The organism is Variovorax guangxiensis (assembly GCF_003952165.1).
In the GTDB taxonomy this organism is placed as follows: Bacteria; Pseudomonadota; Gammaproteobacteria; order Burkholderiales; family Burkholderiaceae_C; genus Variovorax; species Variovorax guangxiensis.
In genome coordinates, this window is record NZ_RXFT01000004.1 from 57946 (window position 1) to 84745 (window position 26800).

The window sequence follows — 26800 nt, forward strand, 5'->3', positions numbered from 1 at the left end:
GATGCTGTCCCGCACCGCAGACCACCTCTATTGGATGTCCCGCTACACCGAGCGCGCCGAGAACACGGCGCGCATGCTGGACGTCAACTACCAGACCTCGCTCCTGCCGCAGTCCGCCGAAGTCGCCAAGTACGGCTGGCAGGGCGTGCTCTCCATCAGCGAGCTGCTGCCCTGGTACAACCAGAAGTACGACCAGATCGCGCCCAAGGAGGTGATGGAGTTCATGGTCAAGGACGAGAGCAACGCCTCGTCCATCGTCTCCTGCCTCAAGGCCGCCCGCGAGAACGCACGCGCCGTTCGCGGCGCCCTCACCACCGAAGCCTGGGAAACGCAGAACACCACCTGGCTCGAAGTCAACCGCATGCTGCGCTCGGGCGACTTCGAGCGCGACCCCGGCCAGTTCTTCGAATGGGTCAAGTTCCGCTCGCACCTGTCGCGCGGCGTCACGCTGGGCACCATGCTGCAGGACGAGGCCTTCTACTTCTCGCGCCTGGGCACCTTCCTTGAACGCGCCGACAACACAGCGCGCCTGGTCGACGTGAAGTTCCACGCGCTCAACAGCGAGTTCTTCGGCGCTGCCACCGAGGAAGACCAAGAATACGACTTCTACCACTGGAGCGCGATCCTGCGCAGCGTCTCGGCCTTCGAGGTCTACCGCAAGGTGTACCGCGACGTGATCAAGCCCGAGCGCGTGGCCGAACTGCTCATTCTCCGGGCCGACATGCCGCGCTCGCTGCATGCGAGCCTGGTCGAGGTGGTCAACAACCTGGCGAAGGTTCAGAACGAGCAGAGCGCAGAAACGCAGCGCCGTGCCGGGAAGCTCCTGGCCGATCTGCAATACGCGCGCGTCGACGAAATTCTGGCGACGGGGCTGCATGCATATCTCACGCAATTCCTCGATCGGGTGAATGAGTTGGGGGTGCGGATCAGCCAGGATTTTCTGGTTCCGGCGCATTGAAATGCGAAAGCGTCATCTCTCTTGCGGGAGATGACGCCCGCTCCACTCAGCGCGAAATTTTGACAATTGTTGACGCAACTAAATTAGCAAGATCAAAAGTAAACAATAAGAATTAACTTGCCGGAATTGAATGTTTTCAGACGTTTAAAAGCGTGAATTAATACCTTGTAAGCAAGCGCCGCGCTCCCATAATCGCGCTCCTCAGTTTTCATTTGGTCACAAATGAAGCTGCGGCATGACAACTGTGAGGGAGCGTAAGAGCGATGAATCGGCACTTGCACCGCGTGGTCTTCAACGCGGCCAGAGGGATGCGCATGGTGGTCCAGGAAACGGCCGCCAGCACTGGAAAGGGCGCCAGCAGGGCGACGACCGCCGCAGGTGCTGCAGCCCTCGCGGGTGTGCTGATCGCAGGAGCCGCACACGCCCAGATCGTCGGTGCCCCCAACGTTCCCGGCAATCTCCGCCCGACCGTGCTGACAGCGCCCAATGGCGTGCCGCTGGTCAACATCCAGACGCCTTCCGCCGCGGGCGTCTCGCGCAACGTCTACAACCAGTTCAGCGTCGGTTCGAACGGCGCCATCCTGAACAACAGCCGGGTGAATGTGCAGACCCAACTGGGTGGGTTCGTTCAGGGCAACCCCAATCTGGCCACAGGCCCGGCACGCATCATCCTCAACGAGGTCAACGGCGGAACGCCCAGCCAGCTTCGCGGCTACATCGAAGTGGGCGGCCAGCGCGCAGAAGTGATCATCGCGAACCCGGCGGGCATCAGCGTCGACGGCGGCGGCTTCATCAATGCCAGCCGCGCCACGCTCACTACCGGCACGCCGCAGTTCAACGCCGTCGGCGGTCTCGACAGTTTCCTGGTTCGTGGCGGAACCATCACCATCGACGGCGCGGGCCTCGATGCCAGCAAGACCGACTACGCTGCCATCCTTGCGCGTGCTGTGCAGGCCAACGCGAGCATCTGGGCCAGCGAACTCAAGGTGGTGACCGGTGCGAATCAGGTCAGTGCCGACCATACGCAGATCACCCCCACGACAGGAACGGGCGCAGCACCGACCTTCACTCTCGATGTGGCGGCCCTCGGCGGCATGTATGCAGGAAAAATCACGCTTGTGGGCAATGAGGCCGGCTTGGGCGTACGCAATGCCGGCAACATCGGCGCGAGCAACGGCAATCTCATCGTCACAGGAGCGGGGCGTCTTGAAAATACTGGCACCCTCGAAGGCACACGCGTCGAAATCTCCAGTGCCAGCGACATAGACAACCGGGGCGGTACGATCCGCCAGACCAGCAGCGTGGGCCTCGGCATCACTGCACCGGTCCTTTCGAACACCAACAGCGGAATCATCGGTATCGAGCCGGCACCAGCGCCGATCGCTGGCACGGAAGGTAGCACGAGCAACGGGAGCGACACCGGCACAAGTGGCACCGCCAGTCCAAGCGTTTCCCCCACGGGAACCAGCTCCGGAACGGGTTCAGGCTCCAGTAATGCGGCTTCCCCGGCACCGGCACCGTTTGTCCCTACATCGCCTGGCACCATCACCGCGGCGGCAACGATTCTGAACGACGGTGGCCGCATCTACACTGGTGGTCCGATCGCGCTGCAAACACCGCAGATCAACAACGCGGGTGGCACGTTGTCGGTCGCCAGCATGGCGGTCACCGGGCCCAATTTCTCGAATGCTGGTGGCACTCTGAACGTCAGCCAGAGCTTCGGCGCAAACGTCGGCACCTTCGACAACACGGGCGGCAAGCTCAATGCGGGCAGTCTGACCATTGCCACCAGCGGCGACCTGATCAACACCGACGGCGTGCTGACAAGCGCTTCCGATGCCAACCTCACGGTGGGTGGGAGGGCTGAGAACACTCGCGGCACGATCTCGGCCACTGGTGTACTGACTGCGAACGTTGTAGGCGCCACCACCAACAACGGCGGCACGCTGACTTCAAATCAGACGCTGAGCCTGAACACCGGCTCGCTGGAGAATACTGGCGGTAGCGTTCAGTCTGCACAAGCCGGTGTACAGCTTGGCGTAGCCAACGCGCTGACCAACGGCAGTGGCGGCAGTATCAGCGCGGCTACCGATCTCAGTATCCAGACCGGTTCGCTCACCAACGGTGGCAGCCTGCGCGGGAGCAACGATGCCAACATTGCGGTTGGTGGCGCATTGACCAACGACGGCAGTGTCACGGCGGGCCGCAACACGACGATCACTGCTGGCAGCGTGCACAGCGGTACGTCCAGCGTGCTCGGAGCTGGCGCCCAGGGCGACGGCAAGCTTGGCGGTGTGGGTGACCTGCGTGTGACCTCCTCCGGCGCCTTGGTCGCCAACGGCTCCAACATCGCGGCGGGTAATGCCGCGCTGCAAGGTGCGAGCATCGATCTGTCGACCAGCCAGACCAGTGCGATCAATATCGCAGTCACGGCCACTCAGGGCAATGTGACCACCAGCAACGCCACGGTCGTCACGCCAGGCACTTTGAGCATCACGGCCAATAGTCACGCGGCGCAGACCCTCGTGAACGACGCTGGCAAGCTCAATGCTAGTCAGTTGCAAATCGATGCCTCGAACCTCGCCAATACGAACAAGGGCGAGATCGTGCAGACCGGCACAGGTGCGACGACCATCGCGACCAGCGGCACGCTGAACAACGACGGTGGCCGCATCGCCAGCAATGGGCAAGACCTCACGCTGCAGGGCATGGCGATCACCAGCAACGTGGGCAAGATCGAGCACGCGGGTCCCGGAACTCTGACCATCACAGGTGGCAGCTTCAACGGTGCCGACGGTCAGATCACAGCGAACAACGCTTTGGTGGTCGCCGTGTCGGGGGCATTCAACCAGGACGGCGGTAAGGCGACAACCAGCGCCAAGCAAATCTCCATCGACGCAGGCTCGCTGAGCAATCGTGGTGGTCAGATTGTGCAGACCGGCTCTGACGCCACCCGTATCACTGTCGTGGGAGCGATCGACAATACATCCGGCACCATCGCGAGCAACGGCAACACGACCATCGCAACCGGCAGCCTGACCAACCAAGGCGGCTCCGTTCGTGCCGCAGAAACTTCCAGCCTCGGTCTGACCGTTGGCGGCCTGCTTGACAACAGCAACAAAGGATCGATTGGCGCGGGTGGTAACACCACCGCCACGGCGGGCAGTCTCAACAACGATGCCGGCAGTGTGACGGCAGTGGGCGACTTGAGCGCCACCATTGGTGGAGCTGCAATGAACGTCGGCGGGACATTGGCTGCCAATGGCAGCACAACCCTTCTTGTAGACGGAATGCTGGACAACAGCGGTGGGACTGCCGCTGCGGTCAAGGGGAATTTGAGCGTCACCACATCCGGAGCGACTACCAACACCGGAGGAACGCTGCAAGCGGGCGCCAACGTGGCCTTGACGAACGGGGGCTTGATCAACAGGGGCGGCACCGTCTTTGGCGAAAGCCTGAGCGTGGATACCCACAAGAATGCTCTGGACAACAGCAAGCAGGGAACATTGGCGGCGGCTACCACCGTCGACATCAAGTCGGGCGCCCTCAACAACGACACCGGCCTGATTCAGTCCAATGGCGGTGCAATGACCATTGATACCGATGGCCAGAAACTCACCAACTCCAACGCCGCGAACTACACCACCAAACAGGGCGGCATCACCAGCGCTGATACGTTGACCCTCAAGAATGTCGGCGACGTGGACAATGCGGCGGGCTTCATCGGCGCGAAGAATGCGCTCAACGCCGACACCCGGTTGTTCACGAACACAGGCAATGGCCAAGTGATCGGGCAGTCTGCGGTTGTGATCAACACCAACGGTGCGCGCTACGACAACGGCGGCGGTCAGACGCTGGCTGTGGGCAACTTGGATATCAATGCCGGCAGCATCGCCAATACGAGCGGTTTGGTCCGCTCGGCAGCGACAACAACGCTAAACGCCGGCAGCATTGGCAACAAAGACACTCTCGGCGCCAACCAGGGCATTGAAGGAAAGTCCGTTGCCATCGGCACTGGCGAGCTGGACAACACCTCTGGTGCTATCCGTGCCGATGTCGATACGACCATCACCAGCGGTGGCACCGTGACCAACACCAATGGTCTGATCTCAGCTGGGAATGAGCTGAGCATTCGCGACCCCAATCGCGCGAATCCCGGTGCCAAGACGCTGAACCTGGTCAATACCAATGGCACGCTGGTAGCAGACAAGAGCCTCAAGATCGACGCAGCGACGTTCAGCGGCGACGGCAAAGCTGTTTCGGGGCAGGACCTGAGCCTCGCGCTCACACAGAACGTCACCAACAACGGCGAGGTGGCCGCCAACGGGAACCTGAGCTACACCACCACTGGCAACTTCACGAATAACGGCAAGCTGCTGGCGGGCCAGACGCTCACGGTCGGTGGCAACAACGTCGACAACTCGGCCAATGCGGAGATGTCGGGCACGAACACTACGATCAACACCAGCGGCACGTTGACCAACCGTGGCCTGATCGACAGCAAGAACGACACGCAGATCAATGCAGGAACAGGGACCCTGAAAAACATCGGCACGGGTCGCATCTACGGCAATGCGATCTCCATTGCCACCGGTACGCTCGAGAATGACGCAGAGACTGTCGGCGGCTTGACCAAGGCAGGGACCATTGCCGCGCGCAGCACCCTCAACATTGGTGCGACCACCATCACAAACCGCGAGCATGCATTGATCTTCAGCGGCGGAATGGGCGCGGGTGCGATGAGCATCGGCGGCTCGCTTGACGCCAACCGCAAGGCCACGGCGCAGGGCTCCGTGCTCAACAACCTAAGCGCAGACATCGAGTCGCTGGGCGACATGTCCATTTCGATGGCGAACGTCAACAACCGCGACGTACACATTCAGAGAGGGCCCCAGACGGTCACATTCGGCCTTCAGATTGGTATTGCGCCCAACACTCCCCTAGGAAGCGGGATCGGCAGGACCACCACCTACCGCATGGACGAAGTCACCCTCGACGCCGCCAATGGCCTGGTCTTCCTCCAGAAGACCGGTGAACTCGTCGGCATGGGAGGCTACGGCGTCTGGAACAACCTCATCACGACCACGGAAGATACGGCAATCAACATCGATCCTGCCCATCTTGTTGCGGGCGGAAGCATGAGCGTCAACGGTCGTCTGTACAACGAGAACAGCCAGGTGCTGGCAGGCGGGACTATCACTTCCACTGAGTATGTGTCCTCCCAGTTGTCGGGTACGCGAACGGTCACAGGGTCGGCAACAGTGGTCAATAACGAAGGGCAGTCGCAGACACCCATTCCGATACCGATCATCACTGCGCCGGAGACGATCACACTGGGCGCCTACAAGTACCAGGAGAACATCAACGCCACCACTGGCTACGATGCAGGATCTGCACCGGTCGGTAGCGCGGCGGGGAGCGCGGGCGCTGCCGGTGGGACGAATGGCGGTAACCGCCCGGACACCATCGTGCAAGTAACGGCCAATGTCGGTGCCGTCATCAAAACTTCGGGAAGTGCCGCAGGTTCAGCCGATGCTGCCGCTGGCGCCGGAGACACCGATGCGAGCCAGACCGTACCGATGGTCGTGCGTACCAGTGGCCCGAATACGCGCATCCCTACCGCCAGCTTGTTCAGCATCCGTGCGGGCGGCGGCTACCTGATCGAGACCGATCCGCGCTTTGCCAACTACCGCAACTGGCTCAGCAGCGACTACCTGCTGAACAGCCTCGGCCTGGACCCCAACAACATCCTCAAGCGCTTGGGCGACGGCTTCTACGAGCAGAAACTCATTCGCGAGCAGGTCGCCCAGCTCACGGGGTATCGCTATCTGGATGGGTACAGCAACGACGACGATCAGTACGCTGCGTTGATGGACGCGGGAGCGACCTTTGCGAAACAGTACGGTCTGCGCCCAGGCATAGCTTTGAGCGCGGCGCAGATGGCGCAGTTGACCAGCGACATCGTTTGGCTCGTGGAGCAGACGGTGACGTTGCCAGATGGCAGCACCCAGCGTGTCCTCGTGCCTCAGGTCTATGTGCGTGTACGCCCTGGCGACATCGATGGCTCCGGGGCGCTCCTGAGTGCCGATGCGACTGTCATCAAGAGTTCGGGGGATGTCGTCAACACCGGCACCATTGCTGGGCGCTCTCTGGTGTCTATCACCGCCGACAACGTCAACAATCTCGATGGTGGGCGGATTGCGGGAGGCAGCGTCGGGATCAATGCACGCAACAACATCAACAACATCGGTGCGAGCATCACGGCCAGGGATGCCGCTGTTCTGACGGCCGGCGGGGACATCAACGTGGAGACAACCACGCGCTCCCGTGGCACGAGTACTGGTATCGACCGCGTGGCAGGGGTCTACGTCACCGACCCGGGCGGCACGTTGATCGCCTCCGCCGGCCACGACGTCAATCTGATCGGTGCGGCCCTGGTCAGCGCGGGATCTGCGGCCGTTGGCGCCGGGCGCAATATCAACCTTGGCACCGTGTCCGAAGGGCATACGCTCGTGTTCAACGCACCGGGCGCGGCGGGGATTTCAACGAAGAGCCGTGAGGTGGGCTCCGTCATCCAGGGACAGGACAGCGTGCGCATGGTGGCTGGTCATGATGTCAACGTGCGTGCGAGTGCCGTGCAGAGCGTGAATGGCGCATTGATCGTCACTGCAGGCAATGACATCAATGTCACCTCGGGCGAGGCCACGAGGAATTCTGCGTCAGCTACGCAGACATCCTCCAAGAACCTGTTCAGGAAGAGCAGTTCCAGCACGGCGGACACCAGCGCTACCACCGAAGTCCTCTCCAGCAGCCTGAGCGGCAAGAGTGTCGCGCTGGTGGCGAACAATGACATCAACCTGCAGGCCGCACAGCTTCGCTCTGCCGACGCGATGAGCCTGTCGGCAGGTCGTGACATCAACCTCACGACAGCCAACCAGACCGACCTGGAACTCCATGCTGCGCAAAGCAAAACCAGCGGCACTGCGTTTGGCATGGGCTTGGCAGCAGCCACGTTCATGGGCGATGTCACGGCGGTCGCCATCGCGGGCAACAAGAAATCCTCCAATCACGCCGACGCCAGCATTTCCACCCAAGCGATCGGGACTAGTATTTCGGCCGGAAGGCTGCAAACATTGAGCGGGCGGGACACCACGTTGAAGGCGGCCACTGTGGTCGCAGACAGCGACATCATCATGATGGCGGGACGCAACCTGACCATCGAGAGCGCTCAGAATCAGCGGATTTCGAGCAGGTACGACGCCAACAGCAAGTCGGGGATGGTGGGTGAGTGGTACAACCCGGCCATCGGCAACGTCAAGGGCTCACAGGCCAATGCCGAGATCCGCACGACGCAGCAGGCCAGCCAGGTCGCCAGCCTTGCGGGCAATGTGACGATGATTGCGGGCAACGAGTACCGCCAGACGGCCAGCAGCATCATGGCTGCAGGCCAGGCCGGCCCGGAGTTGGGTGGGAACGTCAACATCCTCGCCAAGAACGCCCTCATCAACGAGGCATACAACACCACGCAGTCGATCTCTCTCGACAAGAGTTCCAGCACCATCGTAGGCGGCAGCGCGAACTTCATGGGGGTTGGCACTGATACCCTCAAGGGAGGCTCCAGCACGATCAAGGCCATGGGCGACATCGGCGGCGACGGCCGTATGCAGGCCCTCGGTGCCATCAATTTGGCCATGAGCGGCAAGCAAGCCTATGACGCCGTGCAGGCGATCGGCGGCACGGGGCCGCTGAGCTATGGCGTCAGCGTGAACGTGAGCCGCAACAGCAGTCAGAGCACAAGCTTCACCAACACCAGCGCGGCGGTAGGTTCCAGCGTGGTAGGTGCGAACAACGTCAACATCGTGGCCACGGGCGGCAGCAAGGATTCGAACATTCGCGCCGTGGGCTCCACTATCGCGGCGGGCAATACCGTCAACATGGCGGCGGACAACGATGTCACTCTGGAGGCCAGCAAGAACACGAGCGTGACGGTAGGCCAGAACTCCAGCCGTGGTGCCAATGTGGGCGTGACCTTCGGTGCAGGTGCCCAGAACGGCTTCAGCATCCAGTTGGGCGTGCAAAGCGGCAAGGGCAGCAACAACCAGAACGACACCACGTACAACGCCACCCAGGTCTCCGGTGGCAAGGCGGTGAACGTGTCCACGGGTCGCAACCTCACGCTCGATGGAGCGACGATCGAAGGCAACCGCGTGACGGCGGATGTTGGAGGTGACCTGAAGATCACCACCTTGCAGGATGTGAGCGTGGGCCAGAGCCGGCAGTCCAGCGGCGGTTTTGGAGTGAGCTTGTGCATTCCGCCGATCTGCTACGGCGCGGTGGCCTCTGTCAGCGGCAGCGCGGCAGGAGCGAAAGCGGACGGGATCTTCATCAGCCCGGCCGTGCAATCGGGCATCAAGGCCGGAGATGGCGGCTTTGATGTGAAGGTTGCCGGCAACACCGACCTGAAGGGGGCGGTGATCGAGAGCACGCAGGCAGCCATCGACGGCAAGAAGAACAACTTCAGCACGGGCGGTACGCTCACCATGACCGACTTGCAGAACGTGAGTCAGTCAAGCGGCAGCAGCTACTCGGTCAGTGGAGGCCTGAGCGTGGGCTATACCACGGCGCCGACCGCGGCCACGGAGACGGCACCCGCCAGAGACATGACTGCATCGTGGACAGGACCAAGCAATCGGCCCAGCGGGGCTGCGGGTGTGGGCAGCTACAGCGGCAACAACCAGGCCAGCGTCACGAAATCCGGCATCTCGGGCATTGCGGGCGATCAGAGTGTGCGAACGGGGGACAACAGCAGCGCCGGCACGTTGATCAAGGACTGGAACACCCAGACCATCATCAAGGATGTGCAGGCGCAGGCGCAACTCTCGGCGCAGTTCGGACAGAACGCCAGCAAGGCAGTCGGCGACTATGCAAATGGCAAGCTGAAAGAGGCCAACGATCTGTACAACTTGGCGGCCGCCGAAACCGACCCGACCAAGAAGGCTGCACTGTATTCGCAGGCCGACCAGTTGGAAAACGACTGGAAAGAAGGTGGTGCCTATCGCATTGCAGCCCATGCCGCTGTCGGCGGCCTGACGGGCGGTGCCGGGGGCGCCGCTGGGGCGGCTGCCTCCAGCGTGGCCATTCCCGCGATTGGAGAACAGATCGCAAACCTCGATATGCCTGTTCCAGTCAAGCAGGCATTGGTGATGGCAATGGGGACTGCGATCGGTGCCGCAACTGGAGGAGCAGCAGGTGCAGCGGGCGCCTTCAATGAAACTTCGAACAACTACCTGACGGCGACCGATCTGCGCAATCGGCAGCAGAAGCTTGAGGGCTGCCGTGCGAGGAAGGATCCTGCCTGCGAAGTTGACGTCTTGCGGGCTTACGACCTCAAGAGTGCCAATAACACCGGTGAGTTGAAGGGGTCATCGCTCATTGAAAAGATGGGTCTGGAGAGTGTTCGTGCCGGTTTGGAGCAATTGCTGTCCGACCCTACAACAAGCGAGGAGACTAAAGCGCAGGCTCGCAAGAGCATCAAAGAAATCAACACAGCGATCAACGTAATTGACCGGGCTCCTGTCATCAAGGAGGCCCTGCAGCTAGGATTGATGGCGGCAGATATCTATACGTTGGGAGAACTCACGGCAGCCAGGTTGCTGACGACCTCAATCGTCAAAGAGACGGTTCTTGCTCGCACCGGAAAATCACTATCCGATGATGCAGCAGAACGAATTGCCGGAAATTTTTATGCCGACAATGCTGCCGCCACGGCCGCAAAAAATCCATTGCTTGTTGATTCAATACCAAGAAATGGAAATAGATTGGTATTGGATCAAGGGATGGCGCCAACTTGTGGGCACAATTCCTGCGGCATGGTGCTCGATACGCTCGGAAATTCAGTCGATGTCGCCAAGCTCATCGAAAAAGTACCTCCGGGCGATTTGGGTATTTTTCCTAAGCAGGTTGAGGCTCTGATGAAGGCGGAAGGGGTCGATGCTGTTGCCTTGGGGAGACGAAATGTTGATGATCTTGCACGTTACACTGCTGACGGAGTTCCTGTGGTTGTGCGCATTGTTGATAAAACAGGGGGCACAGATTTTTCGCACTTCGTCGTGGTGGATGGGGTTACGACAAGAAATGGTGTTCGAGTGGTGGCTATACGCGATCCGCAGGGAAAACAATATTTCAGTCAACAATATTTCAGTCCAGCTGGCACATTTCAAACTAATTTTACCGGTGATGTGATTTTGCCTAAACCTAAGAAGCCATGAAACTAGATTTAAGAATCTCTCTCCCGCGCAATCTCACTGTGACGAGTTTGCTTGAACAAAGAAATATTCCTTGTTTTTGCAAGATCGGCGGCAGTTTTTTTGAGTTGGCATTTCAAGCTCCCCTTCCGGCAGTGGCGGGTGAGGTGATCGGATGGAATGCTGAAGTGATAGATGAACGTGCCCCAGCACGGGGTGGCGGCTCTTATACGCATTACTGCTTTGCGATGGTTACGCTAAAGCAGCTGGGTACTGATATTTATCGAATTTTTGATCTGTCTTTTTTTAATGAAATTTCAGGATGGTGTCCGATTATTATTGATGGGGCGCTGACTCTTCCTTGGCAAGATAATTTTCAGGAAGAGATTGATGAAATTGAGTCTCTATTCAAAGATAAAAAGCTTAGCAAGAAGCAAAAAGGCATCGTGGGATCAAGGAGTGACAAGGAAGATGGGGAGGCTTGATTGTCACTCAGTCATGATCGCATTGATAGATGTTGACTGAGGATAAATTGAGTGAAGACGTTAAAGAGGATGTGTAGGTATCAATCAATTTCCTTGTTCGATCATGCAATCGGAAGATTGCTGAACTGCGATTTTTAGAAGTACGAATTGGATTTTGATATTCCAGGGGCAGAATGAAAACGTCAAGAGGAGGGCGCTGCGCCGCTTTAGCGCTGGGTGTGGTCGTGATTGCAGTCGCCGGCTGCACTTATTCGCAAATCAACCCGGAAGCTGCAGCGGCAGACGCGCGCGCCAACACCGGTTACAACGAATTGAAGGACATCGAGCCTGGTACATCCAAGTTGGTTATGCGTACCTCCGGGACTTCGGCCAATGCTCAGTTCGCCGTCAGCACTGCTGAGTCGCCGTGCCAAGGCTTCCAGCATCTGGGTGCAGCAGCCTATACGGGCAGCGGGGTGGTCTATCCTTGGATCGCGAGCGCTTTGCGCGCCGGAACGCGCGCAAGCCCTTATCTGGTTCACGAGGCCACATCCGGGCAAACCATCCATGTCCGGGGCATCGGCAACTGGAGCACAGGTGGAGCGAACGTGGCCTACCGCGCTGGCAGTTGTGGCCCGGTGACCGTGAGCTTCACCCCCGCGGAGAGCCATGCCTATACGGTGGAATTTGTTTGGGGCGAAAAGATGTCTTGCCGTCTCGCGGTCATGGATGCGACCAACCCCGACGTACCCCAGCCGGTTGAAGTACGGAACGTCGCAGGCTGTCCTGCGCCTTCGCGCTGAACGTCCTCGAAATGAAGTGCTATGTACTGGCGGTTTCGGCCGTCGCAGTGCCGCTATTTGCGGCTGCCCAGCAATCTCCAACAACGCCGCAACCCTTCGTCGAGCAGCAACGCCAGCAAGAACGCGAGCGCGCGCTGCGCGAGCAGAATGAGCGCACCGTCGACCAACGCCCACAGGCGGCTCCGCCGCCGCCCATGCAGCGCATTCCCGACTCCGAGTCGCCATGCTTCCGTATTGATCGCGTGCTGTTGGTCGGCGAGCAATCCGAGTCCTTCCAATGGGCCGTCGCCGATCTGTCGGGGCCTAATGGCACTGATTCACCTACCGGCCGGTGCCTCGGCACGGCTGGCGTCAACGTGGTCCTCGCACGCGCGCAGCAGGCCGTCATCGCTCGCGGCTTCGTCACCACCCGAGTCCTTGCTGCCCCGCAGGATCTGTCCACTGGCATGCTGACACTCTCCCTGGTGCCTGGTCGCATCGCAGCCATTCGGACGACGCCCGATTCTTCGTCTACGCTGCTCGGCAGTTCTGCCTTGCTGGCCACGGCCATTCCCGCGCGCCCAGGCGATCTCCTGAACCTGCGCGACATCGAGCAAGGCCTGGAGAATCTGAAGCGTGCCCCAACCGTGGAAGCCGACATCCAGATCGAACCTTCGACCGCCCCCAATGCCAAGCCCGGTGACAGCGATCTGGTCGTCAAGTACGTCCAATCCAAGAAGTGGCGCGCCACCCTGAGCCTGGACGACAGCGGCACCGAAGCCACCGGCCGCTACCAGGCCGGCGCCACACTGTCCCTGGATAACCCCTTCGGCCTGAACGACCTGTTCTACGTCAGCGCCAACCACAACATCAATAACCACCTCTTCGGCGATCCGGCCAAGGGCACCGAAGGCCAGACCGTTCATTACTCGCTGCCGTATGGCTACTGGCTGCTGGGCCTCACTGCCTCCAACAGCCAGTACCACCAGAGCGTGGCCGGCCTGAACCAGGACTACGTCTACGCCGGCAAGACCAACAACGCCGAGGTCAAGCTCTCGCGTCTCGTCTACCGCGACCAGAGCCGCAAGACGAGCATTGCGATCAAGGGCTGGCGCCGCGAGTCGCGCAACTTCGTGGACGATACTGAGGTCGAGGTGCAGCACCGCGTGGTTGGCGGCTGGGAGCTCAGCCTCAATCACAAGGAGTACATCGGCGAGGCGACGCTCGAAGGCACGCTGGCCTACAAGCGCGGCACCGGCGGCTTCGGTTCGCGCACCGCGCCGGAAGAGGAGTTCGGCGAAGGAACCTCGCGACTGAAGCTCTACACCGCCGACATCAGCCTCAACGCGCCGTTCAAGCTCGGCGAGCAGAAGCTGCGCTACTCCGGCCTGATCCGCGCCCAATGGAACCGCACGCCGCTGACGCCGCAAGACCGCTTCGCCATCGGCGGCCGCTACACGGTGCGCGGTTTCGACGGCGAGACGAGCCTGATGGGCGAGCGCGGCTGGCTCATCCGCAACGACATCGGGTGGGCCGCGGGGCAGAGCGGAGCGGAACTGTACGTCGGTGCCGACTATGGCCATGTGGGTGGCCGCTCGACGGTCGATCTGCTCGGCCGCAGCCTTGCCGGCGCCGTCATCGGTGTTCGCGGCCAGTGGAGCAAGCTGAGCTACGACTTCTTCGTCGGCGCGCCGATCAGCAAGCCGGAGGGCTATCGGACCGCGAAGGTCACGCTGGGCTTCAATCTCAATGCAAGTTTCTGATCAGAAAAACGAGGAAGAACCGAGTGAACAATCTCATCGATGGCGTCCGCCGACCGATAGCAAGGCCATCTACGACATTCAATGGCCGCGTCATGAGGGCGCTGACAGCCTTGCCTTTGGCCGCAGCACTTTGGGGTTGCGCCTCTCCTGCAGCTCGGGTTCCCGTCGAAACGGTTCGCTCCAACTACCAAAATCAGTTGGTCAAGCCTGGAGAGCCGTTCGCCACGCTGAGCGGCTACCCGTATAGCCACTACATGGATACGGCGTGGGCCGCCTACGTTCCTTCTCGCGTTGATGGCATTGCTACTGGCATCAGACAGTTTGGAGGCGCGAGCGTTGGCCTCTATAGCCCGCAGGTTGCCCTTCTCAGACTCAAGATCCCACCGGGACGGCACAACGTTATGGTTTCTGGTGGGAAGCTCACGGGAGAGCAGACTTTGCTCAAGAACATTGAGTTCAAAGCCGGGGCGAACTACGTGATCACTGAAAAAACAAACGAAAAAGGAAAAAGATTCGTGCTGATATCGGCTTACCGTGCGGACACGCGGTTCTCCATCGATGAGAAGGAGCACTACCTGATCGATTCAGCGGCGCTCGCCGTGGCCCCCTTGGGGAGTACGGAATGAAGCGGTTCTTCCTTCTGCTGCTGGCCGTCGTGCTTGTCGGGTGCACCGCAATGCCGTTGTACAGAAGTGTCGACGAGCTCAAGGCGCGCGCCGAGCACCGCGTGACTCTCAAGACGGATCGCGATTTCGTGTTGGTGTACCGCGACGTCGGGCGTCAAGCCCGTAGAGCATCCGAAACGGTCAACAAAATGCATACCGGCGCTGCAAGTCTTGATATGCGAGAAACATCGGAGCTTGATCGTGCCGGAGGTCGAGGCACCGTGACGATGCTGCAAGGATATACAACGCGCATCGCCCACTATGAGATCACCAAGCTGCCATCGGGCGGCACCGAGGTGAACGCATGGTGGTCCCGTTTCAGCCCTATCTCCATTGAATTCTTGAAATCTGCCATGGAAGGAAAAACACCGCCAGGCGGCACATCAGAGCAGTCCGAGTAGGACGCGGAACCACTCTCGCTTCCGTCAACGGTGGCCGAATCTCTTTCCGCAGATCAAGAATGAAAGTCAAACTGAGAGCACATTGGTTCTCCATCCCGCTTCTCGCCGCTGCGGTGTTGCTGAGTGGATGCCAATTGGCGGGCTACCGCACCCCGGCTGAAGACGAGCCTCACGCTGAGCTCAGGATCGAAACAAGGGATCGCGTTCGCATTCTCTTGCTCGACGAGAAAGGGTGTATGACTCGCTCCCAGGAACTGGCAGACGGGCCATCGCTTCTAGGCACGGTGCCGTCGCGCGCCGATTCGTCAGCGGTGCATTTCCTGCGCGCGGATCAGGAGGCCATCATGGAATACGCGTCGGCGTCAGTTGGCAAGTTTTGTCGAATCCTTTTTGCGTTTCAACCGGAGAACGGCGCGAGGTATCGCTTGTCAGGCAACCGCTTCATCGATCCCAAGGGCGACACCTTCTTTGGCAAAGAAGTCTCGGCAGAGAAATGCGGTGTGTTCATGACGAAGGAGAACGCTGACGGATCGCAGATCCCGGTGCCGCTGCAGGGGCGATCTGCAGACCTTGTATCCCCCCTGTGCACCAGATTCATCACGCCTGAGGAGGTGCGTAGAAAGTATCCCCCGGCAGTTCCTCGGTTCTGACTGGCTCCTATTCGCTCAACACGACTGGCCGGTTCTTTGGAGACCTACGGCCGTGTCCGAGAACATAAGTGCGTGCGGCCAGTGAAGCAAGCTGAGCTACGACTTCTTCGTCGGCGCGCCGATCAGCAAGCCGGAGGGCTATCGCATCGCGAAGGTCACGCTGAGATTCAATCTCAAAGCAAGCTTCCGACCAGCTATCGGGAAAACGACTCCACCGCGACGGGGATCACCGGCGCCTGCCATTGGTAGCTTCCCCCCAGCACATCTCGCTCAGCCCTCTGCCCGTCCCACCGGACCCCAAGCAGATTCATCAAGCTCCACCCCGCCCAATCAGCCCGAAAGGGCTGCTGCGCAGCCTCCGCCGACAACACCGGCGACTGACTATTGCGCCACACGACGGCCGGAATGCGGTAGCCCGAAGCAGTCGATGGACTGTGTCCCGCACGGTCGCTCACATGCCCCACCTCCTGCCCGTGGTCCGACAGATACATCCACGCGCGGTATTCGCCCTGCTTGCCCGGGGCGCGCGTCTGCTGCAGCAACTCCGACACCACGAAATCGTGATACAGCAGCGCTGCGTCGTATTCCTGCCGGAAGCGCCGCACCCAGGCCGAGCGGCCGTCCTTCACCAAACCGCTCTCCACCGCATCGACGTTGTCGTTGAAGGGATTGGCGTTGGCGGGAAAGCGCAGGCTGTAGTGCGGGTGCGCGCCCATCAGGTGCACGACGATGAGCTTGCGGTCGGTACTTGTGTCGGCCAGGGCTTCCTGCACGCAGTCGAGGATCTCGCCGTCGAGCGAGGCGCTCGCGCGGCCGGGGGTGCGGTTGACCATATCGACGACGTCGGCAAGGCGAGCGTGCTGCTGTTCGATGGCGAGGTCGTCGTGGTTGCTGATCCACCAGACCTTGTAGCCGGCGGCGCGCGCGAGTGCGAGCACGTGCGGCGGGCTCTCGGCCTCGGGCAGGCCGAAGTGGAACATGTTGCGCAGCGCTGGCAGGGTGCTGGCGTCCACCGACCACGCGTTCTTCAGCACCGCCATCTGGTCGCCGGTCTGCGCCTTGTGCGCGAGCAGGCGCGGCGTGGTGGGGCGGCCGTAGCCGTAGAGGGCCATGTTGTCGCGGTTGATGCTGTCGGTGATGACCAGCACCACGGTGGAGGGGCCGGACTGCGCGATGACGGGCGCGATGGCCTTGGCCTGCGCCATCAGGCGGTCGCGCTGCTTCTGCTGGCCGGCCCATGCGGAGCGCAGCGTGTGGAGGGAGTCGATCCACTGCGTCCAGAAGATCGCCGGATGCAGCCTGCGCCAAGGCTTGCTGGCGTAGGCCACGCACGAGAGCAAAAGCAGCAGCGCGATCAGCGCCACCATCCATCGCGAAGGCCGGGCTGAGACAGTCGTGCTCGCGACGGCGCCGCGCCGCGCGAACATGCCCACGAGCACACCCGCCACGACCAGCACCGCGCCCCACACGGCGGCGGAGCGCCAGTGCATCCACAGGTATTCGGTGCCTTCGCGTGCATTGGTGTTGGCCGCGGCGCCCAGCACCATCGCGCCGTCTGGCGCGGCCTGGTAGGTGTCGAGCAGATAGGCGCGCACCGCACCGTCGATCGCGAAGCCCATCGCCCAGAGCCACACCAGCAGCGTGCGAACGCGCCGTATGCGTGCACTGCGCAGCGGCCACGCGAGCCACAGCACCATCGGCAATGCGAGCACGGCGAGCTGCGCGATGCGGCGGCCGTCATGGCCGAGTGCGATGAGGGCAAGCAATGTCGCGCCGACCACGCCGCAGGCGAGCAGCGCGTTGCGCGACGGAGAAGCTTGTTGGGGCAGGGTGGTCAAGCAGGCGGCGCGGCGAGGCGAGTCGGGAAGGGCGGGCGCATTCTGCCCCTGGGCTTGCGCGGCAGCCTCCAGTGCCCCGATGCCGGCGAGGCCCTTTGGCCGGAAGGTGCACTCAGGGATATCCCCGCGGAACTTATCGGGCCTCTGGTGCCCAGACGGGCTTTTCACTGTTCTGCATACAGAAAGGAACCTCCGCTCCATGCTCAGATTCAGCCGGCTCTCCGCGCTCCTGCTTGCTTTTGCTCTTTCGTGGGTGGCACTGCCTTCCGCGACCGCCGCGCAGACCCAGATGGTCAGTGCCGCCGTCAAGACGCTGAACATGCGCACCGGCCCTGGCCAGCGCTACGAGTCGCACTGGACGGTGACCAGGGGCTATCCGTTCCGCGTGATCGGCAGGAAGGGCGACTGGCTCAGGGTGAGCGACTTCGAGGGTGACAAGGCCTGGGTCTTCCGCCCGATGACCAACAAGACGCCGCACCATGTGGTGAAGGCCCAATCGGCCAACCTCCGCCGCGCGCCCGGCGTGCGCAGCCCGGTGGTGAAGAGGGCGGGCTATGGCGACGTGCTGCGCACCATCGAGCGGCGCGGCGACTGGCTCAAGGTGCGGCACGAAGGCGGCGCCACCGGCTGGGTGCAGCGGCGCCTCGTCTGGGGCTGGTAGGCCGCAGGCCGCGGATCAGGTCGCCGTGGCCTGGCGCACGGCGCGCTCCCAGCGCGCCATCGATTCCTCGGCCTGTGCGCGGCCCATGGTCGGCATGAAGCGCCGTTCGATCTTCCACAGCTTCGACAGCTGCCGCGCGTCGGTGTAGACGCCGGTCGAAAGGCCAGCAAGGTACGCGGCGCCCAGCGCGGTGGTCTCGATGACCTCGGGCCGCACCACTGGAATGCCCAGCAGGTCGGCCTGGAACTGCATCAGCAGGTCGTTCACGCTGGCGCCGCCGTCCACGCGCAGCTCGGCCACGGGCTTGCCGCCGGCGGCCACCGCGTCGCGGCTCATGGCCTGCAGCAGCGCGGCACTCTGGTAGGCGATGCTCTCCAGCGCGGCGCGCGCGATGTGCGCCACGGTGGTTCCGCGCGTGAGGCCGGTGATCGTGCCGCGCGCGTCGGCGTCCCAGTAGGGGGCGCCGAGGCCGGTGAAGGCCGGCACCATCATCACGCCGCCCGCGTCGGGCACGCTCTCGGCGAGCGACTGCACCTCGGCGCTGCCCTTGATGGCCTTGAGGCCGTCGCGCAGCCACTGCACAACGGCGCCGCCGACGAACACGCTGCCTTCCATGGCGTACTGCGGCTTCGCATCGGTCTGCGCGGCGCTGGTCACCAGCAGCCCGTTGTGCGAAGGCTGGAACTCGCCGCCCGTGTGCATCAGCAGGAAGCAGCCGGTGCCATAGGTGTTCTTGGCCATGCCGGCTTCGAAGCAGGCCTGGCCGAAGAGGGCGCTTTGCTGGTCGCCGGCCACGCCGCCGATGGGCAGCGTGTGGCCCAGCAGCGCGGCGTCGGTGTCCGCGAAGTGCGAGCTGGAGGGCTGCACCTTGGGCATCAGCGAGGCGGGAATGTCGAGCGCCTTCAGCAGGTCGGCGTCCCATTCGTTGCGGTGCACATTGAAGAGCATGGTGCGCGAGGCGTTGCTCACGTCGGTCACGTGCACCTTGCCACCGGTGAGCTGCCACATGAGCCAGCTGTCGACGGTGCCGAAGGCGAGCTCGCCGCGCGCGGCCTGCTCGCGCGCGCCGGGCACGTTGTCGAGCAGCCAGCGCAGCTTGGTGCCGGAGAAATACGCGTCGATCACCAGGCCTGTCTTCTCGCGGATGGTGTCGGTCATGCCTTCGTCGCGCAACTGCGCGCACAGCGGTTCGGCGCGCCGGTCCTGCCAGACGATGGCGTGGTGCACCGGTTGGCCCGTGGCGCGGTTCCACAGCACGGTGGTCTCGCGCTGGTTGGTGATGCCGATGGCGTGGATGTCGGTGGGCTTGAGCTTGGCCTTGACGAGAACTTCGCGCGCGGTGGCGAGCTGGCTGCGCCAGATTTCCATCGGGTCGTGCTCGACCCAGCCCGGCTGCGGGTAGATCTGCGTCAGCTCCTTCTGCGCGATGGCGACGATGTGGCCCTCGCGGTCGAAAACGATGCTGCGCGAGCTGGAAGTGCCCTGGTCCAGGGCGAGCAGGTAGGTGGTCGTCATTCGTTCTTGTTCCTTCTGTTCGTCTTCAGCTCTCGCGTGCGATCTCCAGGCGCACCTGGGCGGCGTTCAGCAGATCGCTGAAGGGCGCGGGCGGCTCGGCGTCGGTGAAGAGCCGGTCGATCTGCGAGAGCGTGCCCAGCTGGATCATCGCGGGTCGGTTGAACTTGCTCGCGTCGGCGGCCAGCCATACCTCGCGCGCCTGCGCGATGATGGTCTGTGCCACCTTCACCTCTCGCAGGTCGAAGTCGCGCAGCGAGCCGTCGGCCTCGATGCTCGACACGCCGATGAGCGCGATGTCGACCTTGAACTGGCGGATGAAATCGATGGTGGCCTCGCCCACGATGGCGCGGTCGCGCGGGCGCACCGAGCCGCCCGCCACGATCACCTCGCACGAGGCGTTGCCGCTGAGGATGGTGGCCACGTTCAGGTTGTTGGTGATCACGCGCAGGCCCGTGTGGCGCAGCAGCGCCTTGGCGATGGCCTCGGTGGTGGTGCCGATGTTCAGGATCAGCGAACAGTCGTTGGGCACCAGCTGCGCCACGCGGCGGGCGATGCGCGCCTTGCCTTCGGCGTGCAGCGTTTCGCGCTGCTGGTAACCGATGTTCTCCGTGGTCGAACTGGGCACGCGCACGCCGCCGTGGAACCGGGTGAGAAGCCCCTCGTCGGCCAGCCGCTGCACGTCGCGCCGCACGGTCTGCAGGGTCACGCCGAGCATGTCGGCCAGTTGCTCGACGGTGACGGAACCGCGCGCGCGCACGGTGTCCAGGAGGTTGATCTGACGGGGATTGGAGTTCACGGAGGCGTCGTGGAATGCGGGAAGACTGAGGCCAAGAGTACTCGGCGCGTCACTTTAAAGCGAACAAAAACGAATCCAACTAAGGGAAAACTCGGAGGAAAATCGCGCCAAAAGGAATCCAAATGAAAAAACTCGAAAATACAATGGCCGCCGTCAGTGACGAAAGTCACGCTTCAACGGACCCATCTTCTGTGAGCGCTATTCCTTCCGCTTCGCCCGCGCCGGCCACCGACTGCGACGTGCTGATCGTCGGCGGCGGCATCAACGGCTGCGGCATCGCGCGCGACCTCGCGGGCCGCGGCTGGCGCGTGGTGCTGTGCGAAAAGGACGATCTCGCCTCGCACACCTCGTCTTCCTCCACCAAGCTGATCCACGGCGGCCTGCGCTACCTCGAGTACTACGAGTTCTCGCTGGTGCGCAAGGCGCTGCAGGAGCGGGAGGTGCTGCTCAAGAGCGCGCCGCACATCATGTGGCCGCTGCGCTTCGTGATGCCGCACGACCCGTCGATGCGACCGGCGTGGATGATCCGCATCGGCCTGTTCATGTACGACCACCTCGCCCGCCGCGAGGTGCTGCCGGGTTCGCGCAGCGTCGACCTCCGCGCGCACGCGGCCGGCAAGCCGCTGAAGGCGCAGTACAAGCGCGGCTTCATCTATTCCGACGGCTGGGTCGACGATGCGCGCCTCGTGGTGCTCAACGCCCTCGACGCCAAGGCGCGTGGCGCCGAGATCCTGACCCGCACCCGCTGCGTGAATGCCCAGCGCGACGCCGGCGGCTGGACCGCCACCCTGCTGGGCACCGACGGCGCCAAGCGCACGCTGCGTGCCCGCGCGGTGGTCAACGCCGCGGGGCCGTGGGCCGAATCCTTCCTGCGCGGCGTGGCCCAGTCGGCCAAGGGCGAGGCGCTCGCCACCAAGAGCCTGCGCCTCGTGAAGGGCAGCCACATCGTGGTGCCGCGCCTCTTCGAGCACGACCACGCCTACATCTTCCAGAACCCCGACAAGCGGATCATCTTCGCCATTCCCTACCAGGACGAGTTCACGCTGATCGGCACCACCGACATCGAGCTCACCGGCGACGACCCCGGCGCCGCGCGCATCGCGCAGGAGGAGGTCGAATACCTCTGCACCCAGGCCAGCCGCTACTTCGAGAAGCCCATCGCGCCTTCGGACGTGGTGTGGACCTACTCGGGCGTGCGCCCGCTGCTGGACGACGACTCGGGCGACCCATCGGCCGTCACGCGCGACTACATGCTGGAGTCGAACACCACGGCCGCGCCGCTGCTGTCGGTGTGGGGCGGCAAGATCACCACCTTCCGCAAGCTGGCCGAGGACGCCGCCGACGAGGTCGGCCGGATGCTGGGCCAGTCCGCCCAGCAGCGCCCGGCCTGGACCGACGGCGCCTTCCTCGCGGGCGGCGACCTGTCGTCCTGGATCGGCGCCGCCAGGCGGCCCGACGACGACTTCGAGCGCTTCGTCGAAGCCGTGCAGGCCCGTCATCCGTGGCTCGGCAGCCACCTGGCCCGCCGCCTCGCGCGTGCCTACGGCGCGCGCATCGCCGATCTGCTGGGCGATGCCAAGGCCATGGCTGACCTGGGCTGCGAAGTCGCACCCGGCCTGCACGAGCGCGAGCTGCGCTTCCTGCAGGACAACGAATGGGCCGTGAGTGCCGAAGACGTGCTCTGGCGCCGCTCCAAGCTGGGGCTGCACTACACGCCCGAGCAGCGCGAACAGGTCGCGCGCTGGCTGCGGCAACAGCCGCAACAAGCCCGCGCCGGCAGCAACTAGGCCGGACACAAGGGAAGAGAAGAGGAAGAGCGCCAATGCAATTGACACTCGAGCGCGTCACCAAGAAGGTGGGAGCGCAGACATGGCTCTACGAGCAGAGCATCGCGCCCAAGAGCGGCGCGGTCACCGTGCTCCTGGGCGCCACGCAGGCCGGCAAGACCAGCCTGATGAGGCTGATGGCGGGGCTCGATACGCCCACCACCGGCAAGGTGCTGGTCGACGGCAAGGACGTGACCGGCATGCCGGTGCGCGAGCGCAACGTCGCGATGGTCTACCAGCAGTTCATCAACTACCCGTCGCTCAAGGTGGCGGACAACATCGCCTCGCCGCTGAAGCTGCGCGGCGAATCGAACATCGACGCGCGGGTGAAGGCGCTGGCCGACAAGCTGCACATCGGCATGTTCCTCGACCGCTATCCACAGGAACTCTCGGGCGGCCAGCAGCAGCGCGTGGCGCTGGCGCGCGCGCTCGCCAAGAACGCGCCGCTGATGCTGCTCGACGAGCCGCTGGTCAACCTCGACTACAAGCTGCGCGAAGGCCTGCGCGAGGAGCTCACGCAGCTCTTCGCCACCGGCGACTCGACCGTGATCTACGCGACCACCGAGCCCGGCGAAGCCCTGCTGCTGGGTGGCTACACCGCCGTGATGGATGCCGGCGAACTGCTGCAGTACGGCCCCACGGCCGAGGTGTTCCATGCGCCGCAGTCGCTGCGCGTGGCGCGCGCCTTCAGCGACCCGCCGATGAACCTGCTGGCAGGCACGGCCAGCGCCGGCCGCGTGCAGATGGCTGGCGGGCCTGCGCTTTCGCTGGCCTTGCCCGAGAGCGTCTCGGGCCCCGTCACCGTGGGCCTGCGTGCGAGCGCACTGAACGTCGACGCGGGGGAGGGCGACATCGCCCTGCCGGGAAAGGTGGAGCTGGCCGAGATCTCGGGCTCCGACACCTTCGTGCACGTGGAAACCGCGGTCGGCGAACTGGTGGCGCAGCTCACCGGCGTGCACCGCTTCGAGCTGGGTGCCTCGCTCACGCTGTATTTCAGCGCGTCACAGGCCTATGTGTTCGATGCCGGCGAAAAGCTGGCACTGGCGCCCGCATGGCGCAAGGGAGACTAGTCATGGCACGCATCGACCTCGACCTGGCTCACGCCTACCGCCCCAACCCCACGCAGGACAGCGACTACGCGCTGCTTCCGCTGAAGATGAGCTTCCGCGACGGTGGCGCCTACGCCTTGCTCGGCCCCTCGGGCTGCGGCAAGACGACCATGCTCAACATCATCTCGGGCCTGCTGGTGCCTTCGCAGGGCACCGTGACCTTCGACGGCCGCGACGTGACGCGCGCGACGCCGCAGGAGCGCAACATCGCGCAGGTGTTCCAGTTCCCGGTGATCTACGACACCATGACCGTGGCCGAGAACCTCGCGTTCCCCTTGCGCAACCGCAAGATGCCGGCCGACCAGATCAAGAAGCGCGTCGGCGAGATCGCCGAGATGCTCGACATGAGCGGCCAGCTCAACCAGCGCGCCGCCGGCCTTGCGGCTGACGCCAAGCAGAAGATCTCGCTCGGCCGCGGACTGGTGCGCAGCGACGTGTCGGCGGTGCTCTTCGACGAGCCGCTCACCGTGATCGACCCGCACCTGAAGTGGCAGCTGCGCCGCAAGCTCAAGCAGATCCACCGCGAGCTGAAGCTCACGCTGATCTACGTGACGCACGACCAGGTCGAGGCGCTCACCTTCGCGGAAGAGGTGGTGGTCATGACCCGCGGCAAGGCCGTGCAGGTGGGCAGCGCCGACGCGCTCTTCGAACGGCCGGCCCACACCTTCGTCGGGCATTTCATCGGTTCGCCGGGCATGAACTTCCTGTCGGCGCAAAGCGGCAACGGCACCATCGAAGTGGCCGGAACGCCGCTGGTGCCCACGCGCGAACTGCCGCAGGGGCCGCTGAAGATCGGCATCCGCCCCGAGTACCTGCGCCTGTCGAACGCGGGCGCTGCCGGCGCCGTGCCGGCGGTTGTGAAGCAGGTGCAGGACGTGGGCACGCACGTGATGCTGACGGTGGAGGCCGGAGGCAGCCTGCTGAAGGTGCGCCTGCATTCGGACGACCGCTCGCCGGCGGTGGGGGACACGGTGTGGGTGAGGGTGCTCGATACCCACACCTGCTATTACAAGGATGAGGAACTGGTGGCATGAACGCAGCCAACAAACCGATCAACCAGAAGGCCTGGTGGCTCGTGCTGCCGGTGCTGGTCTGCGTGGCCTTCTCGGCCATCGTGCCGCTCATGACGGTGGTCAACTACTCGGTGCAGGACATCATCTCGCCCGAGCGCCGCGTGTTCGTGGGCACCGAATGGTTCGCCGCGGTGATGCGCGACGACGAGCTGCACCAGGCGCTGTGGCGCCAGCTGGGCTTCTCGCTGTCGGTGCTGCTGGTGGAGATTCCGCTGGGCATCGGCCTGGCGCTGTCGATGCCGGCCAAGGGCTGGAAGTCGTCCGCCGTGCTGGTGGTGGTGGCGCTGTCGCTGCTGATCCCGTGGAACGTGGTGGGCACCATCTGGCAGATCTACGGTCGCGCCGACATCGGCCTGCTGGGCCATGCGCTGCAGAAGCTGGGCATCGACTACAACTACACCGGCAGCGCCGCCGACGCGTGGCTCACCGTGCTGGTGATGGACGTGTGGCACTGGACGCCGCTGGTGGCGCTGCTGTGCTATGCGGGCCTGCGCTCCATTCCCGACGCCTACTACCAGGCCGCGCGCATCGACGGCGCGAGCAAGTTCGCGGTGTTCCGCTACATCCAGCTGCCCAAGATGCGCGGCGTGCTCATGATCGCGGTGCTGCTGCGCTTCATGGACAGCTTCATGATCTACACCGAGCCCTTCGTGCTGACGGGCGGCGGGCCGGGCAACGCCACCACATTCCTGAGCCAGTACCTCACGCAGAAGGCCGTGGGCCAGTTCGACCTGGGGCCGGCGGCGGCGTTCTCGCTGATCTATTTCCTGATCATCCTGCTGTTCTGCTTCGTGCTCTACAACTGGATGCAGCGGGTCGGCACGCAGGAAGCGGAGGTGGAGAAATGAACGAGAAGAGATTTCACAAGCGCAGCATCTTCCTGGTGCTGTACATCCTGTTCGCGCTGTTGCCCATCTACTGGATGATCAACATGAGCTTCAAGACGAACGAGGAGATTCTTTCGAGCTTCTCGTTCTTCCCGCAGCAACTCACCTGGTCGAACTACGCGCGCATCTTCACCGACGAGTCGTGGTATTCGGGCTACATCAACAGCCTGATCTACGTGGCGATCAACACGGTGATCTCGCTCACCGTGGCGCTGCCGGCGGCCTATGCCTTCTCGCGCTATTCGTTCCTGGGCGACAAGCACGTGTTCTTCTGGCTGCTGACCAACCGCATGACGCCGCCCGCGGTGTTCCTGCTGCCGTTCTTCCAGCTCTACAGCACGGTCGGTCTGATGGACACGCACCTGGGCGTGGCGCTCGCGCACCTGCTGTTCAACGTGCCGCTGGCGGTGTGGATTCTCGAAGGCTTCATGAGCGGCATTCCGCGCGAGATCGACGAGACGGCGTACATCGACGGCTACTCGTTTCCGCGCTTCTTCCTCACGATCTTCCTGCCGCTCATCAAGGCCGGCGTGGGCGTGGCGGCGTTCTTCTGCTTCATGTTCAGCTGGGTCGAGCTGCTGCTGGCGCGCACGCTCACCAGCGTGAATGCCAAGCCCATCGTGGCGACCATGACGCGCACCGTGAGCGCGTCGGGCATGGACTGGGCGACGCTGGCCGCGGCCGGCGTGCTCACCATCGTGCCGGGTGCCATCGTGATCTGGTTCGTGCGTCACTACATCGCGAAGGGTTTCGCGATGGGTCGTGTTTGAGGAGGCACGGAAATGTTCGATTGGATGGTCTGGACCACTCCGGTGGCCGTGTTCTTCGTCTGCATCGCGTTGATGCTGGTCGGCATGACGATCTGGGAATTGAAGTCGCCCACCACGCTGCGGCGCGGCTGGCTGCCTATGGCCACCACGCGCGGCGACAGGCTCTTCATCGGGCTGCTGTCGGCGGCCTACGTCAACCTGGTCTTCGTCGGCCTGGCGGGCAAGTTCCAGGAATGGTTCAGCCTTGAGGCCGAGCCCTCGGTATGGATCAGCTTCGTGCTGTCGATGGGCCTGCTCGCGCTGGTCATGCGCAAGGGCTGAACGGGCACCGCATTTTTTCCTTCTTCCAGAAGCGTTCCGGCTCTCCGCCTCCCCGGAGCCGTGATCGGACACAACAC

General features: G+C 63.1%; 18 protein-coding genes and 1 pseudogene. 16 read left to right on the forward strand and 3 right to left on the reverse strand.

All coding sequences use genetic code 11. The features are described 5' to 3' along the window. Window position 1 precedes the first annotated feature (1 nt). From EJP67_RS11155 to EJP67_RS34200, 9 genes and pseudogenes are all read left to right on the forward strand, one after another. A complete protein-coding gene (locus EJP67_RS11155) occupies window positions 2-958 on the forward strand; it encodes an alpha-E domain-containing protein (RefSeq protein ID WP_019656032.1) in 957 nt (318 codons plus the stop codon). A 284-nt stretch (window positions 959-1242) separates the two neighbouring features. Next, window positions 1243-11226 carry a two-partner secretion domain-containing protein gene (locus tag EJP67_RS11160; RefSeq protein ID WP_240650635.1) on the forward strand — a complete coding sequence of 3328 codons (9984 nt, stop codon included), beginning with the start codon at window positions 1243-1245 and terminating at the stop codon, window positions 11224-11226. Then, window positions 11223-11687, forward strand: a complete 465-nt coding sequence (locus EJP67_RS33805) for a hypothetical protein (RefSeq protein WP_206169488.1) — start codon at window positions 11223-11225, stop codon at window positions 11685-11687. Before EJP67_RS11160 ends, EJP67_RS33805 begins: the two co-directional genes overlap by 4 nt. Before the next feature lie 173 nt (window positions 11688-11860). Continuing rightward, window positions 11861-12469 carry a hypothetical protein gene (locus tag EJP67_RS11170; RefSeq protein ID WP_126021782.1) on the forward strand — a complete coding sequence of 203 codons (609 nt, stop codon included), beginning with the start codon at window positions 11861-11863 and terminating at the stop codon, window positions 12467-12469. Between the two features lie 11 nt (window positions 12470-12480). Continuing rightward, a complete protein-coding gene (locus EJP67_RS11175) occupies window positions 12481-14211 on the forward strand; it encodes a ShlB/FhaC/HecB family hemolysin secretion/activation protein (RefSeq protein ID WP_126021783.1) in 1731 nt (576 codons plus the stop codon). A gap of 23 nt (window positions 14212-14234) precedes the next feature. Further along, window positions 14235-14837 carry a hypothetical protein gene (locus EJP67_RS11180; protein ID WP_126021784.1) on the forward strand — a complete coding sequence of 201 codons (603 nt, stop codon included), beginning with the start codon at window positions 14235-14237 and terminating at the stop codon, window positions 14835-14837. After that, complete coding sequence (locus tag EJP67_RS11185; RefSeq protein WP_126021785.1) at window positions 14834-15277, forward strand: hypothetical protein; 444 nt, start codon at window positions 14834-14836, stop codon at window positions 15275-15277. Before EJP67_RS11180 ends, EJP67_RS11185 begins: the two co-directional genes overlap by 4 nt. Window positions 15278-15336: 59 nt before the next feature. Continuing rightward, window positions 15337-15927 (forward strand): hypothetical protein, encoded by a 591-nt coding sequence (locus EJP67_RS11190; protein WP_126021786.1) that lies wholly within the window; start codon window positions 15337-15339, stop codon window positions 15925-15927. 85 nt (window positions 15928-16012) lie between these two features. Then, a pseudogene (locus tag EJP67_RS34200) lies at window positions 16013-16114 on the forward strand (peptide transporter); the annotation flags it as partial. 7 nt (window positions 16115-16121) lie between these two features. Here the strand turns inward: EJP67_RS34200 and EJP67_RS11195 are convergent. Beyond that, window positions 16122-17765 (reverse strand): phosphoethanolamine transferase, encoded by a 1644-nt coding sequence (locus EJP67_RS11195; protein WP_165909615.1) that lies wholly within the window; start codon window positions 17763-17765, stop codon window positions 16122-16124. Window positions 17766-17964: 199 nt separating this feature from the next. Between EJP67_RS11195 and EJP67_RS11200 the strand changes: the two genes are divergently transcribed. Next, window positions 17965-18426 carry an SH3 domain-containing protein gene (locus EJP67_RS11200; protein ID WP_126021787.1) on the forward strand — a complete coding sequence of 154 codons (462 nt, stop codon included), beginning with the start codon at window positions 17965-17967 and terminating at the stop codon, window positions 18424-18426. A 15-nt stretch (window positions 18427-18441) separates the two neighbouring features. Here the strand turns inward: EJP67_RS11200 and glpK are convergent, their stop codons facing one another. Continuing rightward, complete coding sequence (glpK, locus tag EJP67_RS11205; RefSeq protein WP_126021788.1) at window positions 18442-19941, reverse strand: glycerol kinase GlpK; 1500 nt, start codon at window positions 19939-19941, stop codon at window positions 18442-18444. A 25-nt stretch (window positions 19942-19966) separates the two neighbouring features. Continuing rightward, window positions 19967-20737, reverse strand: a complete 771-nt coding sequence (locus EJP67_RS11210) for a DeoR/GlpR family DNA-binding transcription regulator (protein WP_126021789.1) — start codon at window positions 20735-20737, stop codon at window positions 19967-19969. 122 nt (window positions 20738-20859) lie between these two features. Between EJP67_RS11210 and glpD the strand changes: the two genes are divergently transcribed. Genes glpD through EJP67_RS11240 form a run of 6 tightly spaced genes read left to right on the forward strand, consistent with a single transcriptional unit; the run spans window position 20860 to window position 26723 of the window. Beyond that, window positions 20860-22524, forward strand: coding sequence for a glycerol-3-phosphate dehydrogenase (gene glpD, locus EJP67_RS11215; protein WP_126021790.1), 1665 nt, complete (start codon window positions 20860-20862; stop codon window positions 22522-22524). Window positions 22525-22559: 35 nt separating this feature from the next. Then, the gene (locus tag EJP67_RS11220) at window positions 22560-23633 is read left to right on the forward strand and encodes an ABC transporter ATP-binding protein (protein WP_126021791.1); all 1074 of its coding nucleotides are present in this window, start codon (window positions 22560-22562) and stop codon (window positions 23631-23633) included. A gap of 2 nt (window positions 23634-23635) precedes the next feature. Further along, the gene (locus EJP67_RS11225) at window positions 23636-24706 is read left to right on the forward strand and encodes an ABC transporter ATP-binding protein (RefSeq protein ID WP_126021792.1); all 1071 of its coding nucleotides are present in this window, start codon (window positions 23636-23638) and stop codon (window positions 24704-24706) included. Beyond that, window positions 24703-25593, forward strand: a complete 891-nt coding sequence (locus tag EJP67_RS11230) for a carbohydrate ABC transporter permease (RefSeq protein ID WP_126021793.1) — start codon at window positions 24703-24705, stop codon at window positions 25591-25593. The genes EJP67_RS11225 and EJP67_RS11230 overlap by 4 nt, the downstream gene beginning before the upstream one ends. Then, window positions 25590-26402 carry a carbohydrate ABC transporter permease gene (locus EJP67_RS11235; protein ID WP_093203041.1) on the forward strand — a complete coding sequence of 271 codons (813 nt, stop codon included), beginning with the start codon at window positions 25590-25592 and terminating at the stop codon, window positions 26400-26402. Before EJP67_RS11230 ends, EJP67_RS11235 begins: the two co-directional genes overlap by 4 nt. Window positions 26403-26414: 12 nt before the next feature. After that, window positions 26415-26723: a DUF2160 domain-containing protein gene (locus tag EJP67_RS11240; RefSeq protein WP_126021794.1), complete on the forward strand. Its 309-nt coding sequence runs from the start codon at window positions 26415-26417 to the stop codon at window positions 26721-26723. The last annotated feature ends 77 nt before the right edge of the window (window positions 26724-26800 follow it).

What these genes read in the sequence shown, in the direction of transcription:
- EJP67_RS11220 (WP_126021791.1), top strand. Translation starts at nt 22,560, where the DNA reads ATGCAATTGACACTCGAGCGCGTCACCAAGAAGGTGGGAGCGCAGACA.
- EJP67_RS11185 (WP_126021785.1), top strand. Translation starts at nt 14,834, where the DNA reads ATGAAGCGGTTCTTCCTTCTGCTGCTGGCCGTCGTGCTTGTCGGGTGC.
- EJP67_RS11235 (WP_093203041.1), top strand. Translation starts at nt 25,590, where the DNA reads ATGAACGAGAAGAGATTTCACAAGCGCAGCATCTTCCTGGTGCTGTAC.
- glpK (WP_126021788.1), bottom strand. Translation starts at nt 19,941, where the DNA reads ATGACGACCACCTACCTGCTCGCCCTGGACCAGGGCACTTCCAGCTCG.
- EJP67_RS11225 (WP_126021792.1), top strand. Translation starts at nt 23,636, where the DNA reads ATGGCACGCATCGACCTCGACCTGGCTCACGCCTACCGCCCCAACCCC.
- EJP67_RS33805 (WP_206169488.1), top strand. Translation starts at nt 11,223, where the DNA reads ATGAAACTAGATTTAAGAATCTCTCTCCCGCGCAATCTCACTGTGACG.
- EJP67_RS11200 (WP_126021787.1), top strand. Translation starts at nt 17,965, where the DNA reads ATGCTCAGATTCAGCCGGCTCTCCGCGCTCCTGCTTGCTTTTGCTCTT.
- EJP67_RS11155 (WP_019656032.1), top strand. Translation starts at nt 2, where the DNA reads ATGCTGTCCCGCACCGCAGACCACCTCTATTGGATGTCCCGCTACACC.
- glpD (WP_126021790.1), top strand. Translation starts at nt 20,860, where the DNA reads ATGAAAAAACTCGAAAATACAATGGCCGCCGTCAGTGACGAAAGTCAC.
- EJP67_RS11230 (WP_126021793.1), top strand. Translation starts at nt 24,703, where the DNA reads ATGAACGCAGCCAACAAACCGATCAACCAGAAGGCCTGGTGGCTCGTG.
- EJP67_RS11175 (WP_126021783.1), top strand. Translation starts at nt 12,481, where the DNA reads ATGAAGTGCTATGTACTGGCGGTTTCGGCCGTCGCAGTGCCGCTATTT.
- EJP67_RS11190 (WP_126021786.1), top strand. Translation starts at nt 15,337, where the DNA reads ATGAAAGTCAAACTGAGAGCACATTGGTTCTCCATCCCGCTTCTCGCC.
- EJP67_RS11170 (WP_126021782.1), top strand. Translation starts at nt 11,861, where the DNA reads ATGAAAACGTCAAGAGGAGGGCGCTGCGCCGCTTTAGCGCTGGGTGTG.
- EJP67_RS11240 (WP_126021794.1), top strand. Translation starts at nt 26,415, where the DNA reads ATGTTCGATTGGATGGTCTGGACCACTCCGGTGGCCGTGTTCTTCGTC.